At 45.0% G+C, this 17,533-nt stretch carries 15 protein-coding genes; 8 read left to right on the top strand and 7 right to left on the bottom strand.

The features are described 5' to 3' along the window. Positions 1–286: 286 nt before the first annotated feature. The 7 genes from gyrA to dnaA all read right to left on the bottom strand — a co-directional run bounded on the left by gyrA (position 287) and on the right by dnaA (position 9,337). Positions 287–2,746, bottom strand: a complete 2,460-nt coding sequence (gene gyrA / locus AC1RRX_RS14270) for a DNA gyrase subunit A (RefSeq protein ID WP_015239009.1) — start codon at positions 2,744–2,746, stop codon at positions 287–289. A 215-nt stretch (positions 2,747–2,961) separates the two neighbouring features. Then, positions 2,962–4,878 carry a DNA topoisomerase (ATP-hydrolyzing) subunit B gene (gene gyrB, locus AC1RRX_RS14275; protein ID WP_011996153.1) on the bottom strand — a complete coding sequence of 639 codons (1,917 nt, stop codon included), beginning with the start codon at positions 4,876–4,878 and terminating at the stop codon, positions 2,962–2,964. A 56-nt stretch (positions 4,879–4,934) separates the two neighbouring features. After that, complete coding sequence (remB, locus tag AC1RRX_RS14280) at positions 4,935–5,180, bottom strand: extracellular matrix regulator RemB (protein WP_004392908.1); 246 nt, start codon at positions 5,178–5,180, stop codon at positions 4,935–4,937. 17 nt (positions 5,181–5,197) lie between these two features. Continuing rightward, positions 5,198–6,310, bottom strand: coding sequence for a DNA replication/repair protein RecF (gene recF / locus AC1RRX_RS14285; protein ID WP_007409910.1), 1,113 nt, complete (start codon positions 6,308–6,310; stop codon positions 5,198–5,200). Positions 6,311–6,325: 15 nt separating this feature from the next. Further along, positions 6,326–6,541 carry a ribosome maturation protein RlbA gene (gene rlbA / locus AC1RRX_RS14290; protein ID WP_004392910.1) on the bottom strand — a complete coding sequence of 72 codons (216 nt, stop codon included), beginning with the start codon at positions 6,539–6,541 and terminating at the stop codon, positions 6,326–6,328. Positions 6,542–6,675: 134 nt separating this feature from the next. Further along, positions 6,676–7,812, bottom strand: coding sequence for a DNA polymerase III subunit beta (gene dnaN / locus AC1RRX_RS14295; RefSeq protein WP_014416704.1), 1,137 nt, complete (start codon positions 7,810–7,812; stop codon positions 6,676–6,678). A 184-nt stretch (positions 7,813–7,996) separates the two neighbouring features. Beyond that, positions 7,997–9,337, bottom strand: coding sequence for a chromosomal replication initiator protein DnaA (gene dnaA, locus AC1RRX_RS14300; protein ID WP_144464666.1), 1,341 nt, complete (start codon positions 9,335–9,337; stop codon positions 7,997–7,999). Positions 9,338–9,958: 621 nt separating this feature from the next. Here dnaA and rpmH point away from each other — a divergent pair. From rpmH to noc, 8 genes are all read left to right on the top strand, one after another. Next, positions 9,959–10,093, top strand: a complete 135-nt coding sequence (gene rpmH / locus AC1RRX_RS14305; protein WP_003178075.1) for a 50S ribosomal protein L34 — start codon at positions 9,959–9,961, stop codon at positions 10,091–10,093. 153 nt (positions 10,094–10,246) lie between these two features. Further along, complete coding sequence (gene rnpA, locus AC1RRX_RS14310; RefSeq protein WP_004392944.1) at positions 10,247–10,597, top strand: ribonuclease P protein component; 351 nt, start codon at positions 10,247–10,249, stop codon at positions 10,595–10,597. A gap of 160 nt (positions 10,598–10,757) precedes the next feature. Continuing rightward, complete coding sequence (gene spoIIIJ, locus AC1RRX_RS14315; RefSeq protein ID WP_007409906.1) at positions 10,758–11,507, top strand: YidC family membrane integrase SpoIIIJ; 750 nt, start codon at positions 10,758–10,760, stop codon at positions 11,505–11,507. Continuing rightward, positions 11,504–12,145: an RNA-binding cell elongation regulator Jag/EloR gene (gene jag, locus AC1RRX_RS14320; protein ID WP_144464668.1), complete on the top strand. Its 642-nt coding sequence runs from the start codon at positions 11,504–11,506 to the stop codon at positions 12,143–12,145. Before spoIIIJ ends, jag begins: the two co-directional genes overlap by 4 nt. Before the next feature lie 289 nt (positions 12,146–12,434). Then, entirely contained in the window at positions 12,435–13,814 is a 1,380-nt protein-coding gene (mnmE, locus tag AC1RRX_RS14325; RefSeq protein ID WP_032868210.1) for a tRNA uridine-5-carboxymethylaminomethyl(34) synthesis GTPase MnmE, read from the top strand. A gap of 16 nt (positions 13,815–13,830) precedes the next feature. Next, positions 13,831–15,717 carry a tRNA uridine-5-carboxymethylaminomethyl(34) synthesis enzyme MnmG gene (mnmG, locus tag AC1RRX_RS14330; RefSeq protein ID WP_007615086.1) on the top strand — a complete coding sequence of 629 codons (1,887 nt, stop codon included), beginning with the start codon at positions 13,831–13,833 and terminating at the stop codon, positions 15,715–15,717. 13 nt (positions 15,718–15,730) lie between these two features. Next, complete coding sequence (gene rsmG / locus AC1RRX_RS14335) at positions 15,731–16,450, top strand: 16S rRNA (guanine(527)-N(7))-methyltransferase RsmG (RefSeq protein ID WP_007409901.1); 720 nt, start codon at positions 15,731–15,733, stop codon at positions 16,448–16,450. A gap of 121 nt (positions 16,451–16,571) precedes the next feature. After that, positions 16,572–17,423, top strand: coding sequence for a nucleoid occlusion protein (noc, locus tag AC1RRX_RS14340; protein ID WP_007409900.1), 852 nt, complete (start codon positions 16,572–16,574; stop codon positions 17,421–17,423). The last annotated feature ends 110 nt before the right edge of the window (positions 17,424–17,533 follow it).

Below are 17,533 nucleotides of genomic sequence, written 5' to 3' on the forward strand. Positions count from 1 at the left end.
GACTACGCACATCGCTGTGCGATTTATTTAAAACTTTGAATTAACAGGTACGTTTTGTCTTGTTTAGTTTTCAAAGAACTTTGTTACTTCTCTCGAAGCGACCTCTTAATCATAACATTTTCAGTTTGCTAGGTCAATACTTTTTTAAAAAATATTTTCGCTAGGCTTGCCTTTCTATTAAAAAGACAACAAAAAGAATTATATCAGTATCATCGCTATGTGTCAAAGCTTTTTTTCATTTCTTTATATAGTAAAAGCGCAGCCTGTTGCAGCTGCGCTTTTTCGTTTATACTTCTTCCGTTTCTTCCGGCTCTTCTTCATTCTTTTCCACAAGCGCCACAGTGGCTACATGCTCTTGATCAGACATGCGGATCAGACGGACGCCTTGTGTTACGCGTCCCGTAGTGGAAATATCATTAATATCCATTCTGATTAACACGCCGCTTGCCGTAATAATCATTAAGTCCTCTTCGCCTTTTGTTGCTTTCACGGTTACTAACGGACCGTTGCTGTCAGTGATTTTACATGTTTTAAGGCCTTTTCCGCCCCTGCTTTGAACTCTGTATTCTGAAGCCGGTGTGCGTTTGCCGTAGCCGTTTTCTGTCACTATGAGGACATGGGAGTCTTCTTCAAGAATCTCCATGCCTACTACGACATCATCGTCTGTCAGCGTGATGCCTTTAACACCCGCAGCTGTGCGTCCCATTTGTCTTACATCTGCTTCAGGGAAACGGATCAGCAAACCGTTCTTCGTTCCGATGATGATTTGTTTCTTGCCGTCAGTCAGGCGGACGGCCATCAGTTCATCGTCTTCCCGGAGACCTAGGGCGATCAGCCCGTTATTCCGTATATTCGCAAACTGGGACAGTGCCGTACGTTTCGACACCCCTTGTTTGGTCGTAAAGAAGAGGTATTGCTCCTCATCAAACGTGCTGACCGGAATAATAGCATTAATCCATTCGCCTTTTTCAACCTCCAGAAGGTTAATAATCGGAATGCCTTTTGCCGTACGGCCGTATTCAGGGATTTCATATCCTTTAGAACGGTATACCTTCCCTTTATTAGAGAAGAACAGGATCGTATCGTGCGTTGATGTGGAAATTAAGTGTTCCACAAAGTCATCTTCATTCGTTCCCATTCCCTGTACGCCTTTTCCGCCCCGTTTTTGGCTGCGGTATGTGGACGCCGGGAGACGTTTAACATAGCCGTTATGGGTCAGTGTGATGACGATATTTTCTCTCTCGATAAGATCTTCATCTTCAATTGTTTCAAGACCGGACGTCACGATTTCAGTGCGTCTCTCATCATTGAAACGCTCTTTGATTTCATTGAGCTCTTCACGAATGATCTCAAGAACTCTTGCTTCATTGGCTAAAATATCTTTCAGCTCGGCGATAAGCGCAACAAGTGATTGATATTCCTCTTCAATCTTTTCGCGCTCCAGACCGGTTAATCGCTGAAGGCGCATATCCAGAATGGCTTGCGCTTGTTTTTCAGTCAGTGAGAATTGTTCGATCAAACCTGTTCTCGCAATTTCAGCCGTCTGGGAATTGCGGATAAGAGAAATAACGGCATCTAAATGATCGAGAGCAATTCTTAAACCTTCCAGAATGTGAGCTCTCGCTTCCGCTTTGCGGAGTTCGTAAGCCGTTCTGCGCCGGATCACAACCTTTTGGTGATCAAGATAATGCTCCAGACATTGTTTCAGGCTTAGTACCTTCGGCTGTCCGTCAACGAGCGCCAGCAGGTTGATTCCGAAAGACGTCTGCAGGGCCGTTTGTTTGTACAGGTTATTCAAAATGACGTGAGCATTGGCGTCACGGCGAATCTCAATGACGATTCTCATTCCGTTACGGTCGGATTCGTCACGCAGATCCGTAATTCCTTCGATTTTTTTGTCCCGGACAAGATCTGCGATTTTTTCAATTAATCTCGCTTTGTTCACCTGATAAGGAAGTTCCGTGACAATAATTCTTTCTTTTCCCGATGATGTCTCTTCGATTTCAGCCTTAGCCCGGATCGTAATGGATCCCCGTCCGGATTCATATGCCTTGCGGATGCCGCTCCGGCCTAAAATCTGACCTGCAGTCGGAAAATCCGGGCCCGGGATGTATTCCATCAGCTCCTGGTTTGTAATCTCAGGATTCTCACTTACGGCAAGCACGCCTTCAATGACTTCCCCAAGCTGATGCGGAGGAATATTTGTCGCCATTCCGACCGCAATACCGGCAGCTCCGTTGACGAGCAGATTCGGAAATCTCGAAGGCATGACGACAGGTTCTCTTTCTGCGCCGTCATAGTTATCTTGATAATCAATCGTATCTTTCGTAATGTCCCGGAGGATTTCCATTGCGATTTTTGACATTCTCGCTTCTGTGTAACGCATCGCGGCCGCTGAGTCGCCGTCAACCGAACCGAAGTTGCCGTGTCCGTCAACAAGCATGTAGCGGTAGTTAAAATCCTGCGCCATTCTGACCATTGATTCGTAAACCGCTGAGTCACCGTGCGGGTGGTACTTACCGATAACTTCACCGACGATACGGGCAGATTTTTTATATGGTTTGTCACTGGTCATGCCTAAATCATTCATTGCGTACAATATCCGTCTGTGAACCGGCTTCAGACCGTCACGCACATCCGGAAGCGCCCGGGATACGATAACGCTCATTGCATAGTCCAGGAAGGATGTCCGCATTTCCTGACTGATATTGACTTCACGTACTTGTGGTGTGTTTTGTTCACTCATTAAAAAAACCTCCCTGAAGTATCACATGAAATAATGTGGGAGTAGATTGTCCATTATGATCTTCAATACGATTTCACTATTCTCCATTATATCAATAAACTTGTGTTTATACACATTAATTTAGTAGAATATACGGGTTTTGCGGGTTTTCAGAGGCTTTAGAAGCCGCTTTGAGAAAAAAGCCTTATTTCTTAACGAAAATAAGGCTTTCTTGGTTAAATATCAAGATTTTTCACGTATCTGGCGTTTGCTTCTATAAAGTTTCTCCGCGGTTCTACTTTGTCACCCATCAGCATTTCAAAAGTCTCGTCAGCGTCCATTGCATCTTCAAGATTGACTTGCAGAAGCGTTCTGGTCGCAGGGTCCATTGTCGTTTCCCAAAGCTGAGTCGCGTTCATTTCTCCAAGACCTTTATAACGCTGGAGGCCGGGCTTAGGTGATTGCGGAAGCTCTTTTAACAGCTCATCAAGCTGCTTATCGTTATAAGCGTATTCCACCCGTTTTCCCTGCTGCACTTTATAAAGCGGCGGCTGGGCAATGTAGACATAGCCGTTTTCGATGATTTCCCGCATGTATCTGTAGAAGAACGTTAATAAAAGCGTTCTGATGTGGGCGCCGTCAACATCGGCATCCGTCATGATGACCACTTTATGATAACGCGCTTTTTCAAGATTAAAATCTTCTCCGATTCCTGTTCCGAGAGCCGTGATCATTGATCTGACCTCATTGTTTGAGAGGATCTTATCAAGTCTGGCTTTCTCAACGTTCAGAATCTTACCGCGCAGCGGCAGAATAGCTTGGAAATGACGGTCCCGTCCCTGTTTCGCTGATCCGCCCGCAGAGTCACCCTCTACGATATACAGCTCGGAAATGCTCGGATCTTTAGAAGAACAGTCCGCCAGTTTGCCCGGCAGATTGGAAATCTCAAGCGCACTTTTGCGCCGGGTCAATTCCCGTGCTTTTTTCGCTGCCATCCGCGCTCTTGCGGCCATTAAACCTTTTTCAACGATTTTGCGGGCTGAGTCCGGATTTTCAAGAAGGAATGTTTCCAGCGCAGAAGAAAACAGCGTATCAGTGATCGTTCTCGCTTCGGAGTTGCCGAGCTTGGTTTTCGTCTGCCCTTCGAATTGCGGATCAGGGTGCTTAATTGAAATAATGGCAGTCAGCCCTTCTCTCACATCATCCCCGCTTAAATTCGGATCATTTTCTTTGAAAATCCCTTTTCTTCTTGCATAGTCGTTTATGACACGGGTCAGACCGGTTTTAAATCCGGCTTCGTGCGTCCCGCCTTCGTAAGTGTTGATATTATTTGTGAAAGAATAAATGTTGCTTGTATAGCTGTCGTTGTATTGCAATGCAACTTCAACCGTTATGCCGTCTTTCTCGCCTTCGATATAAATCGGCTCTTCATGAACGACTTCTTTGGAACGGTTTAAGTACTCAACATAGCTTTTGATTCCGCCTTCGTAGTGGTACTCGTTTTTCCGTTCTTGTCCTTCACGTTTGTCTTCAATCGTGATGTTTACGCCTTTTGTCAGGAAGGCCAATTCCCGGACACGGTTTGAAAGCAGATCATAGTCGTATACGATTGTTTCTTTGAAGATTTCCGGATCCGGAACGAAGTGCGTAATCGTTCCGGTCTTATCAGTATCACCGATCACTTCAAGATCGGCCACAGGTACACCGCGCTCGTACGCCTGATAGTGGATTTTTCCGTCACGATGAACCGTAACGTCAAGAGTGGTCGACAAGGCGTTTACGACAGATGCCCCTACACCGTGAAGACCGCCGGATACTTTATATCCGCTTCCGTCAAATTTACCGCCGGCGTGGAGAACGGTCATGATGACTTCAACCGCAGGGCGGCCCATCTTCTCCTGGATACCGACCGGAATTCCGCGCCCGTTGTCCTTAACGGTAATGCTGTTATCTTTTTCAATCTCGATGTTAATATCTGTACAATAACCGGCCAGGGCTTCGTCAATACTGTTGTCGACGATTTCCCACACCAAGTGGTGAAGGCCTTTGCTGTTAGTTGATCCGATGTACATCCCCGGTCTCTTTCGAACAGCTTCCAAACCTTCTAATACCTGTATCTGATTCTCATCATAACTATTTTGCTGCTGTTCCATAGCCATGCACATTCACCTACACTTTTCTTAAACGATATATTCATTGTAAAGATCCGCTAAGAATCTATTTCTAACATAAATTGCGCACGTTTCTTCAGTGTGCCGGAAGATAAGGGAGAGTAATATATATTCTCAGTCGTGACTACGATAGACTTTGGCGTGCCGTTTACGGACGGCACTACTTTTTCTTTCTGTCTGTCCAGAAATTCTTCAACGATCGGCGATACATTGACCTTGCAGTCAAAAATGCCGACGATATCGCGTGTTGAAACGACAAAGTCGTCACCTAAATGAATATACAATCGCTCACCTCATTTCTTCACTTCACTAACGTACCGTTTTCCACACGGAACATTCCTGCTTGATGTAAGGTATCGTGGTCAATGCCATCCACGCTTGTCGTGGTGACAAATGTCTGCACACGGCCTTGGATCGTATGAAGCAAATGGGACTGTCGGTAATCATCCAGCTCGCTTAGTACATCATCCAAAAGTAAAATGGGGTATTCTCCGATTTCTTCATGAATCAAATCTATTTCGGCCAGCTTCAAAGACAAAGCCGTCGTACGCTGCTGTCCCTGCGAACCGTACGTCTGCACATCGCGTCCGTTCACATAAAAAAGGACATCATCCCGATGCGGTCCGAATAATGTGACGCCTCGTTCTATTTCTTTTTCTTTTAATTTCGAAAAAGACTCCTGGTAGCTGTTACCTATTTTCGACAAATCTTTGGGATCTGATACATCAAGCGCCGTGTGGTACTTAAGCGTCAGTTCTTCAAGTCCCCGGGAAATGCCGGAATGGATCGGCTGCGCCCATTTTTCAAGCTGCGCCGTAAACTGCAGACGTTTGGCGACAACTTTTGCGGCTGCTTCAATCAGCTGATCAGTGAGAACGTCAAGCATGGTCCGGTCAGTCTGTTTCCGGCTTTGCAGCTGTTTCAGAAAATGATTCCGCTGTGAAAGGATTTTTTGATAAAGAGATAAATCATACAGATAAACGGCAGAAACCTGCCCGATCTCCATATCGAGAAATCTCCTCCTCACCTGGGGGCTTCCTTTGACGAGATTTAAATCCTCAGGGGCAAACATAATGGTGTTCAGCGCTCCGACATACTGACTGAGTTTTTGCTGCTCTATATGATTGACCTTGCCCTTTTTACCTTTTTTGGAGATGACAAGCTGCATCGGGATGTCCCCGTTTCGCTTCATCACTCTTCCTTCTATTTTAGCATAGTCTTCGTCCCACCGTATAAGTTCTTTGTCATTTGAGGTGCGGTGTGATTTTGCCATCGAAAGGACATAGATGGCTTCCATCAGATTGGTTTTGCCTTGGGCATTTTCCCCGATGATCACATTCACCTTGTTTTCGAATTGAAGCTCAGCGCGCTCATAATTACGGTAGGATGTTAATTCTAAATTTTGGATATACAACCGCTGTCACCCGCTTTAATTGACGACTTGAAATGAACCAAATCCTTCAATCGCGACCACGTCTCCAACGTAAAGCTTTCTGCCGCGGCGATTGTCAGGTTCATTGTTGACAGTCACCTCATGCTCGCTCAGAAACCACTTCGCCATGCCGCCGGACTGAATCACATCGGCTAATTTTAAAAACTGGCCAAGCGTAATCATTTCTGTATCAATCGAAATCGGATTTGCCATAATATCGACCTCTTTCAAATATCACTAATATCTAATTGTACTAAAAAATCCTGAAATAAGGAAAGGGAAAACTTGAGGGAGCGGCTGATGAATAGAAAAGCTGCCGAACTAAGCCGGCAGCACATTCTGTTTGATTAATACGTTCTGACCGGAAGGATGAGCTGAACGATGGTTTCATCATTCGGCGTACGGATAAGAAACGGTCTCATCGCTCCCGTAAAACTGATACGGATGTCCGCTCCTTCAAGTACTTTCAGTGCGTCCATCATATATTTTGGACTGAATGAAATATTTAATTCCTCGCCGTCAATCTGGTCAGCCAGCACAGCTTCGACCACTTTCCCGATTTCCGGAGAATTTGATGAAATCTCCAGCGAATCCGCCGGTTTGGCAGAAAGCTTTACAACGTTGTTGCGGCCTTCTCTCGCCAATAAAGAAGCACGGTCTATCGCCTGTAAAAATTCCTTCGTGTTCACGACGATTTCCGTTTTGCTTTCCTGCGGAATTAAGCTGGTCGTGTCCGGATAGTTTCCGTCAAGCAATCTTGAGAAGAATAATACGTTTTTCGCTTTGAACAGAACTTGGGTTTCTGTAATGACGATATCAACCAGTTCTTGGTTGTCATCAAGAATTTTGCTCAGCTCAGTTAAGCTTTTCCCGGGAATGACCACGTTATAAGAGCTGTCTTCCGGAATATCAAGCTTCGCCTTTCTTAAAGCGAGTCGGTGGCTATCCGTGGCAGTGCATAATAATTCACCGTTTTCGACTTTCCAGTTTACACCTGTCAAGATAGGGCGTGTTTCTGAGGCGGACACAGCGAACACGGTTTGGCGAATCAGGTTTTTCAAAAGATCCGTCGGAATCTGAATGGCGTGATGCTCTTCGATTTGCGGCAGATGCGGATATTCATCTGCATCAAGGCCGTTTAAATTAAATTCGGCTTTTCCGGAACGGATAATCGTTAAATATTGATTTTGAACTTCGATTTCAACAGTCGCCATCGGAAGTTTTTTAACGATTTCGCTGAAGAAACGCGCTTGCAGCACGATACTTCCCGGCTGATCGATCGTCACGATTTCTTTATCATCTTCTTCTTTCGGAATGAATGACTCGATTGAAATATCAGAGTCACTTCCTGTGAAAGATACTCCTTCATCTGAGGCGACGATCTTAATACCGGTGAGAATGGGAATTGTGGTTCTGGATGAAACGGCTTTTAGAACGTCTTGTACACTTTCGACTAAACGATCTTTTTGAATCGTAAATTTCATGTTTATCCTCCTAACGGATAATATAATTAATATATTTTAAAAATAGCAGTAGTAATAGTAGGGCCTGTGGATTTGTGGATAAGTTGTGAAAAAGACAGGAAACACAGCCTATCCACATGTGGACAGACTGTGTATGGCTATGAAAAAGTTATTCACACTTTCCCCGATTCATCCGAGGGCACTATTATTTAAGCAGTTCTTTTATTTCTTTCACCTGCTGCTGAAGCTGCTCGTCATCAATCAGCAGTTTTGAAATCTTTTCATGGGCGTGAATGACGGTTGTATGGTCTCTGCCGCCAAATTCTTCCCCGATTTTAGGCAAAGAAGAATCCGTCATTTCTCTTGAAAGATACATCGCAATTTGTCTTGGGAACGCCACGGATTTCGTGCGCTTTTTCGCTTTGAAATCTTCAAGCTTAATGTTGAACTGCTGTCCGACAAGCCGCTGAATCTCTTTTATCGTAATGACCTTCGGCTTAGAAGACGGAATAATATCTTTCAATGCTTCTGCAGCCAGGTCTGCGTTAATGTCTTTATTGATTAAGGATGAATAGGCGACAACCCGGATTAATGCCCCTTCCAGTTCGCGGATGTTGCTGTCAATCTGATTCGCGATGTAAAGCATGACCTCGTTCGGAATATCAAGGCCTTCCGCCTTCGCTTTCTTTCTCAGGATGGCAATCCGCGTTTCCAGATCCGGCGGTGTGATATCCGTAATCAATCCCCATTCGAACCGCGAACGAAGGCGGTCTTCAAGGGTCGGGATCTCTTTCGGCGGTCTGTCGCTGGAAATCACGATTTGTTTGCTTTCTTCATGAAGCGTGTTGAATGTATGGAAAAACTCTTCCTGTGTTTGTTCTTTTCCGGCTAAAAATTGAATATCATCTATCAAAAGTACATCAACGTTCCGATAGCGGTTGCGGAAATCAACGGCTTTATTATCGCGGATTGAGTTGATGAATTCATTTGTGAATTTTTCAGAAGACAGGTACACCACTTTGGCTGAAGGATTATGATCAATGACATAATGGCCGATCGCGTGCATTAAGTGAGTTTTTCCTAAGCCGACTCCCCCGTATATAAATAAAGGGTTGTACGCTTTAGCGGGTGCTTCCGCCACAGCCAGTGATGCTGCATGGGCGAATCGGTTTCCCGATCCGATGACGAATGTGTCGAATGTATATTTCGGGTTGAGCATGCTTTGGGGAAAATCAGACGGTTCCTCTTTTGCCGCTTTTTTCACTTGCGGTTTCGGTAAAAAGTTTTCTTCGTCCTGATTTTGAGGAATGACAAATTTGACGCTCAATTCTTCCCCGGTTAATTCGTATATAGTATCTGCAATGAGATGTAAGTACCTGGACTCCAGCCAGTCTCTGGCAAATTCATTGGGAGCGGTGATGGTTAAGGTATCCCCTTGCAGCGAATGGGCTTTCGTCGACTTCATCCAAGTTTCGAAACTCGGTTTGCTTAGCTTTTTCTCAATTTGAGCTAGAGCTTGATTCCAAAGATCCAATATATTCTCCATTATCCGGCACAGCCCTCCTTTTCTTTAAAAATCCGCGCCCTTTTCCTGTTATAGAACACAAAAAAAGAGCATATGGCTCTGACCATTCGTACACACGAAATGTTGAAAACATATAGTATAGTAGAAAAACAGCTTTTCGACAAATTCCACAAGTTGTGGACAACAATCTACACAAGCTGTGTGAAAACAATCCACAACTTATCCACAGTTTGTGGATAAAGAGAATGGGCTGGATAAGTAATTAAGAGTTAAAACACAAATATAATATCAAATTAAGCGAGGACTTGCAATGGTTCTCGTAATCTTATCCACAAACCTGACAACTTGTTGAAAAATCTTTGTCCACAGGAGTTAGCAATGTGAAAATGTTGTCGATAACGACTGTGGATATTAAAAAAAGGCCAAAAAATTATCCACATGTCGTTTTTTCGGGGGAGCGCGGCTTTTTTTTTGCGTTAAAAAAAGGAATATGAAAAATAAGGTTTCTAAACTGGTTAAGGTATGTTATCCTATTATGGTTGTAAGAAATAAAAGCACTGCTGAAGTTGACAATGAATAGGCAGCACAAATATAATAAGTAAGACTGTCTTTAACAGCTATTCCTCGAGGGAGGTGTCATAAATGAAAAGAACATTCCAACCGAATAACCGTAAACGCAGTAAAGTTCATGGCTTCAGAAGCCGTATGAGTTCAAAAAACGGTCGTCTAGTATTAGCACGCCGTCGCCGCAAAGGCAGAAAAGTATTATCAGCTTAGGCCACTGAATAATGTCAGTGGTCTTTTTTCACATTAAGAGAGTGAGATGTCATGCGTCGCCCGGTACTGGAGAAATTTCTTCAGTATTCCGGCGGCCCGTTTTTTTTAGATAGTAATAAAAGTTTCTGCGAGTGAATATCGGAGTGAATTAAAGTGAAGAAGCGAAATCGGTTAAAGAAAAATGAAGATTTTCAAAAAGTGTTTAAACGCGGAACGTCTATGGCAAACCGCCAGTTCGTGCTGTATACGCTTGATCAGCCGAAACAGGAAGAGCTCCGGGTAGGGCTTTCTGTCAGTAAAAAAATCGGCAATGCCGTCGTGCGCAATCGGGTGAAGCGGTTAATCAGACAGGCTGTTCAGGAGGAAAAAGAGCTGCTCAAGCCGAAAGATTTTATTATTATCGCAAGAAAACCCGCCGGCGACCTCAGTTTTGAAGAAACGAAAAAGAGTCTGCAGCACTTATTCAGAAAAACCTCATTATATAAGAAATCTTCGTCAAAATAGCTCATATTTTGTTTTCTTCACGTTTTTAAAAGCGCTTCCTTTTATTTGGCGAAAAATGAACGCCATTTGAAACTGAAAGATGCTAAAATACATACAAGGTTCATAAAGATTGGTATAGGAGGAAACGTTCTTGAAAAGGAGAATATGGTTACTACTGAGTATGGTCGGTATGCTCGTGCTGCTGGCCGGGTGCTCGAGTGTGAAAGAGCCGATTACGGCGAACAGTCCGCATTTCTGGGACAAATATGTTGTGTATCCATTGTCAGAAGTCATTACGTACGTAGCGAAACTGACGGGCGATAACTATGGTTTATCGATCATCATCGTTACGATTTTAATTCGTCTGCTGATTCTGCCGCTGATGATCAAGCAGCTTCGAAGCTCAAAAGCGATGCAGGCGCTGCAGCCTGAAATGCAGAAGCTCAGAGAAAAATACAGCTCTAAAGATCAAAAAACGCAGCAGAAGCTTCAGCAGGAAACGATGGCCCTGTTTTCAAAGCACGGGGTAAACCCGCTGGCGGGATGTTTCCCGATCCTGATTCAAATGCCGATTTTGATCGGATTCTACCACGCCATTATGCGTACGCAAGCCATTTCACAGCACAGCTTTTTATGGTTTGACCTAGGAGAGAAGGATCCTTACTATATTCTTCCTATCGTTGCCGGTGTGGCCACTTTTGTCCAGCAGAAGCTGATGATGGCCGGAAATCCGACTCAGAATCCTCAAATGGCGATGATGGTATGGATTATGCCGATCATGATTATCGTATTTGCGATCAACTTCCCGAGCGCGCTTTCTCTGTATTGGGTAGTCGGAAACCTGTTTATGATTGCTCAGACATTCCTTATTAAAGGACCTGACATTAAACACGATCCGGAAACGCAGAAAGCGGGAGGAAAGAAAAAGTGAAGAAGGTGACTGCTGCGGGACGGAATGTCGAAGAAGCAGTTCAATCAGGCCTTCAGGAACTTCAACTGACGAAAGATCAAGTAGAAATAACGGTGGCGCAAGAAGAATACAAAGGGTTTTTGGGTATTTTCGGAAAAAAGAATGCGATCGTAGAACTGGAAGAGAAAAAAAATCCTGTTCATGAAGCGAAAGCGTATTTGGAAGAAATCATACATTCCATTGCCGGACCTTCTGAGATTGTTACGGAAGAAAACAAGAAAACAGTCTGTTTTCACATTAAAGGTGAAAAAGCGGCGCTGCTTATTGGCAAAAGAGGACAAACACTCAATGCCCTGGAAACATTGACGCAGCTTGTTTTGAACCGCGGCTCCGGCCAGTATCGCCAAGCCGTTGTCGACGCTGAGAATTATCGGCGGAAAAGAAGAGAAATTCTGGAGCAGCTGGCAAACAGGCTGGCCAAGCAAGTGTCGAAAACGAAAAAAGATGTGCATTTAGAACCGATGCCGTCAGGTGAAAGAAAAATCATCCATGACGCGCTGTCAAAGCATCCAAATATCAAAACGTTTTCTACCGGTGAAGGCCGGTACCGCCATCTCGTTATTTCCCATAAAGATAGCAGAAAACCGAAGTCCGGGTAAAATCGGAACTTCGGTTTTTTTATTGGTAAAAATGGCTCTATTCCTAAGCAGAATCGCACTTTTTGCGTTTAAGTTTTTTCTTTTTCGGTCTATGCTGTTGATAAAAAAGGTTTTAGGAAATAAAATTAATTGTTATTCACATGTGGATAAGTTAAAGTAATAAGGGATGAATTTCTGCCTTTGTGGATAACGTATCTTCCACTTCAAACCAAACTATGTTATCTTTTAATTTTGGCGTAAATAAAATTTTTTATATAGATGGAAACAGAGATAAAGAGAGGTGAACAGCATGGATACAATTGCAGCGATTTCAACTCCGATGGGTGAAGGCGCGATTGCGATCGTTCGGCTGAGCGGCCCTGAAGCCGTAAAGATCGCCGACAAAATGTACAAGGGTCCGAAAGGCAAAACGCTCAGTTCGGCAGAATCGCATACCATTCATTACGGGCATATCGCGGACAGCACGACGGGACGGATTATTGAGGAAGTCATGGTGTCTGTTTTAAGAGCGCCCAGAACATTCACAAGGGAAGATGTCATTGAAATCAACTGTCATGGGGGTATTGTGACGGTTAATCAGGTGCTCCAGCTTGCTTTAAGAGAAGGTGCGAGACTGGCAGAACCCGGTGAGTTTACGAAGCGCGCATTTTTAAACGGACGGATTGACCTTTCACAGGCGGAAGCGGTGATGGATCTGATCAGGGCCAAAACGGACCGTGCCATGAATGTCGCCATGAACCAGATGGAAGGACGGCTTTCCGCGCTTGTCCGCCGTCTGCGTGATGAGTTGTTAGAAACACTTGCCCATGTTGAGGTTAATATAGATTATCCGGAATATGATGACGTCGAAGAAATGACGCATCAGCTTTTAGTGGAGAAGGCAAGCGGCGTGAAGAAAGAAATCGAGGCGCTGCTCCGTACGTCTGAGCAGGGGAAAATTTTGCGTGAGGGACTGTCTACCGTGATCATCGGCCGTCCGAACGTCGGAAAATCCTCTCTGCTTAACAGCCTTGTCCATGAAACGAAGGCGATCGTAACTGATATTCCGGGAACGACGCGTGATGTGATTGAGGAATATGTCAATGTCCGAGGCGTGCCGCTTCGGCTTGTCGATACCGCCGGAATCCGTGAGACAGAAGACATCGTCGAAAGAATCGGTGTGGAACGGTCACGGCAGGTTCTGAAGGAAGCGGATCTCATTTTGCTTGTGCTTAACCACAGCGAAGAGCTTTCTGAAGAAGATGTGAAATTGTTTGAAGCGGTTGAGGGAATGGATGTCATTGTCACTATGAATAAGACGGACCTTGAGGCTAAGATTGACGCTGAGCGCGTCAAGGAACTGGCGAAAGGCCGGCCTGTCGTCACGACCTCATTGCTGAAAGAAGAAGGCATTCAAGATTTAGAGGAAGCGATTCAGTCGCTATTTTATACAGGAGCGATCGAAAGCGGAGATCTCACCTATGTCAGCAACACCCGTCATATCTCGATTCTGCATCAGGCAAAGCAAGCGATTGATGATGCGCTGAACGGAATTGAACAGGATGTTCCGATTGATATGGTGCAAATTGATTTGACAAGGTGCTGGGAGCTGCTGGGCGAAATCATCGGTGATGCCGTCCACGAAAGCTTAATTGATCAGCTCTTTTCACAATTTTGTTTAGGTAAATAAAAGGGAGGAAAAAACCATGGGGTATGAAGCAGGCCAATACGACGTGATTGTCATCGGCGCCGGGCATGCCGGTGTTGAGGCTGCCCTCGCATCCGCGCGCCAGGGAGCCAAAACGCTTGTTTTGACGATCAATCTTGATATGGTTGCGTTTATGCCATGTAATCCGTCTGTCGGCGGCCCCGCGAAAGGGATTGTCGTCCGCGAAATTGACGCGCTCGGCGGAGAAATGGCTAGAAATATAGATAAAACTCATATTCAAATGAGAATGCTGAATACAGGAAAAGGTCCGGCCGTACGGGCGCTGCGTGCGCAGGCGGATAAATTCCAATATCAGCACGAAATGAAGCATACGCTGGAAAAAACACCGAATTTGACACTTCTTCAAGGGATTGCCGAGCGTTTAATCATTGAAGACGGGGAGTGCCGCGGTGTCATTACGCAAACCGGTGCTGAATATAAGGCAAAAACGGTCGTGCTGACAACCGGAACGTATTTAAGAGGGCGGATCATTCTCGGTGATCTGTCTTACTCAAGCGGTCCGAATAACCAGCAGCCGTCTATTAAACTTTCTGAGCACTTAGAGGAGCTCGGTTTTGATCTCGTCCGTTTTAAAACGGGCACGCCTCCTCGTGTCTCAAGCGATTCCATTGATTACAGCAAAACAGAAATCCAGCCGGGGGACCCGGTTCCGCGCGCTTTCTCATATGAAACGGTTGAATACATTACCGATCAGCTGCCTTGCTGGCTGACTTACACGAGTCCTGAGACTCATGAGATCATCGACAGCAACCTGCATCGTTCGCCAATGTATTCCGGTATGATTAAAGGAACGGGACCGAGATACTGCCCTTCGATTGAAGATAAAGTCGTTCGGTTTAATGATAAACCGCGTCATCAGATTTTCCTTGAGCCGGAAGGCAGAAATACGCAGGAAGTATACGTTCAAGGTTTATCCACGAGTCTTCCTGAGGACGTGCAGCAGCGGATGCTGGCGACCATTCCGGGACTGGAAAAGGTGCAGATGATGAGAGCCGGATACGCGATTGAGTATGACGCGATTGTACCGACGCAGCTCTGGCCTACACTGGAGACGAAAAAAATCCCTAACCTGTACACGGCCGGTCAAATTAACGGTACATCAGGTTATGAGGAAGCAGCCGGGCAAGGAATTATGGCAGGGATCAACGCAGGCCGCAAAGCGCTTGGAAAAGAAGAAGTGATCCTCAGCCGTTCCGATGCTTATATCGGTGTATTGATTGATGATTTGGTAACGAAAGGAACCAATGAACCGTACCGTCTGCTGACTTCACGGGCGGAATACAGACTGCTGCTCCGTCACGACAACGCGGATCTTCGTCTGACGGAAATCGGCCACGATATCGGCTTAATTTCTGATGAGCGCTATGAAGCGTTTGAGAAGAAAAAAGCGGCGATCGAGGCGGAGAAAAAACGTCTCTGGTCTGTTATTATCAAGCCGTCTCCTGAGAATCAGGAATATATCCGTTCACTCGGCGGAAGCGAGCTGAAAGACGGAGTGCGCGGCACAGATTTAATGAAACGTCCGGAAATGAACTATGAAACAGTGACAAAACTTGCGCCTGCAGATTCTCCGGTTCCGCAAGATGTGGCGGAACAAGTGGAAATTCAGGTGAAATATGAAGGATATATCGAAAAATCCTTGCAGCAAGTGGAAAAGCTGAAGAAAATGGAAAACAAAAAAATCCCTGATCGGATTGATTATGACGCCATTAAAGGAATTGCTACTGAAGCCCGTCAAAAGCTGAAAGAAGTGCGTCCTTTATCAGTTGCTCAAGCGTCCCGTATTTCCGGCGTCAATCCGGCAGATATTTCAATCCTGCTGGTATACCTGGAGCAGGGCCGTATTGCCAAGGTAGCTGAATAGAAAGGATGACGGCATGAATATAGAGGAATTTACATCCAGTTTAGCGGAGAAAGGGATTTCCCTTTCTGACCGCCAGCTGGAGCAATTCGAGTTGTATTACCGGATGCTCGTGGAATGGAACGAAAAAATGAATCTGACATCCATCACTGAGAAAAAGGAAGTTTATCTCAAGCATTTTTATGATTCGATAACGGCGGCATTTTATATTGATTTTGAAAAGGTCACCACTCTTTGTGATGTCGGCGCCGGCGCCGGTTTTCCAAGCCTGCCCATCAAAATCTGCTTCCCGCATCTGCATGTCACCATCGTCGATTCACTGAATAAGCGGATTACGTTTTTGGAAACTCTCTCTGATGCTTTACAATTAGAGCATACGACATTTGTCCATGACAGAGCGGAGACATTCGGACAGCGGAAAGACGTACGGGAAAGCTTCGATCTCGTGACGGCCCGTGCGGTGGCGCGTCTGTCGGTCCTGAGTGAGCTTTGTCTGCCGCTGGCCAAGAAAAACGGCGTATTTGCGGCACTAAAAGCAGCAGCTGCTGATGAAGAGCTGAAAGCGGGGCAAAAGGCGATTAAAGTATTGGGAGGAGAGCTTGAACAAGTTCATTCCTTTACACTTCCTGTTGAAGAAAGTGAACGGAACATTATGATCATTCGCAAGACGAAAAGCACTCCGAAAAAATATCCGAGAAAACCGGGTACTCCAAATAAATCGCCAATTGAAGGGTAATTTAGACAGCCTGATGTGACAATTCCATCATATTTTCTGCAAAATTGATGAAGATACAGCAGGAAAAACCATGAGAAAATAGAATTATAAAAATGGCAGTTTTTAAAGGTGGTGTAGGTACATGAAGCATTCATTCTCTCGTTTCTTCGGGTTTGGTGAGAAGGAAGAGGAACCGGAGATAGCTGAGCATGATACAAACAAAGAAGAGATACTCGAAATACCGGTACATGCTATCGTTCCCAACCGTTTTCAGCCACGCACCATTTTCTCAGATGAAAAAATCAAAGAGTTAGCAATGACTATCCATACACACGGCATCATTCAGCCGATTGTTGTCAGACATACAGAAGATGAAGGACAATATGAGCTCATTGCGGGTGAAAGGCGCTGGAGAGCGGTACAGACGCTTGAATGGGAGAAGATTCCCGCAATTATTAAAGATTTTTCTGATACGGAAACAGCATCTGTCGCTTTGATTGAAAACCTGCAAAGGGAAGAATTGTCCTCCATTGAGGAAGCTCATGCGTACGCAAGGCTGTTAGAACTTCATGATTTAACACAGGAAGCCTTGGCGCAGCGCTTAGGAAAAGGCCAGTCAACGATTGCGAACAAGCTCCGATTGTTAAAGCTCCCGGAACCCGTCCAGGATGCGATTATGGAGAAAAAAATTACGGAACGTCATGCAAGAGCACTGATTCCGCTCAAACAGCCGGAGTTTCAGGTCACATTGCTTGCGGAAATCATTGAGAAAAGCTTAAACGTCAAGCAGACGGAAGACAGAGTGGTGAAAATGCTTGAACAGAATAAGCAGAAACCAAAGCCGAGACGCAAAGCGTTCAGCAGGGATACAAGAATTGCGATGAATACGATTCGTCAGTCACTGTCTATGGTAGAAGACAGCGGCGTCAGACTGAATACTGAAGAAGAAGAATTCGAAGAGTACATCCAGCTTACCATTCGGATACCTAAATAAAAACTCTCCTGATCAGCAGGGGAGTTTTTATTTAGGTCAAAAAACTATTTTGAGATAATGATAGATTTATTGTGCACTATACATTATATATGTAAAATTTTATCTTTTTG

The sequence above is a fragment of the Bacillus sp. GW821-FHT11D08 genome (assembly GCF_058808515.1).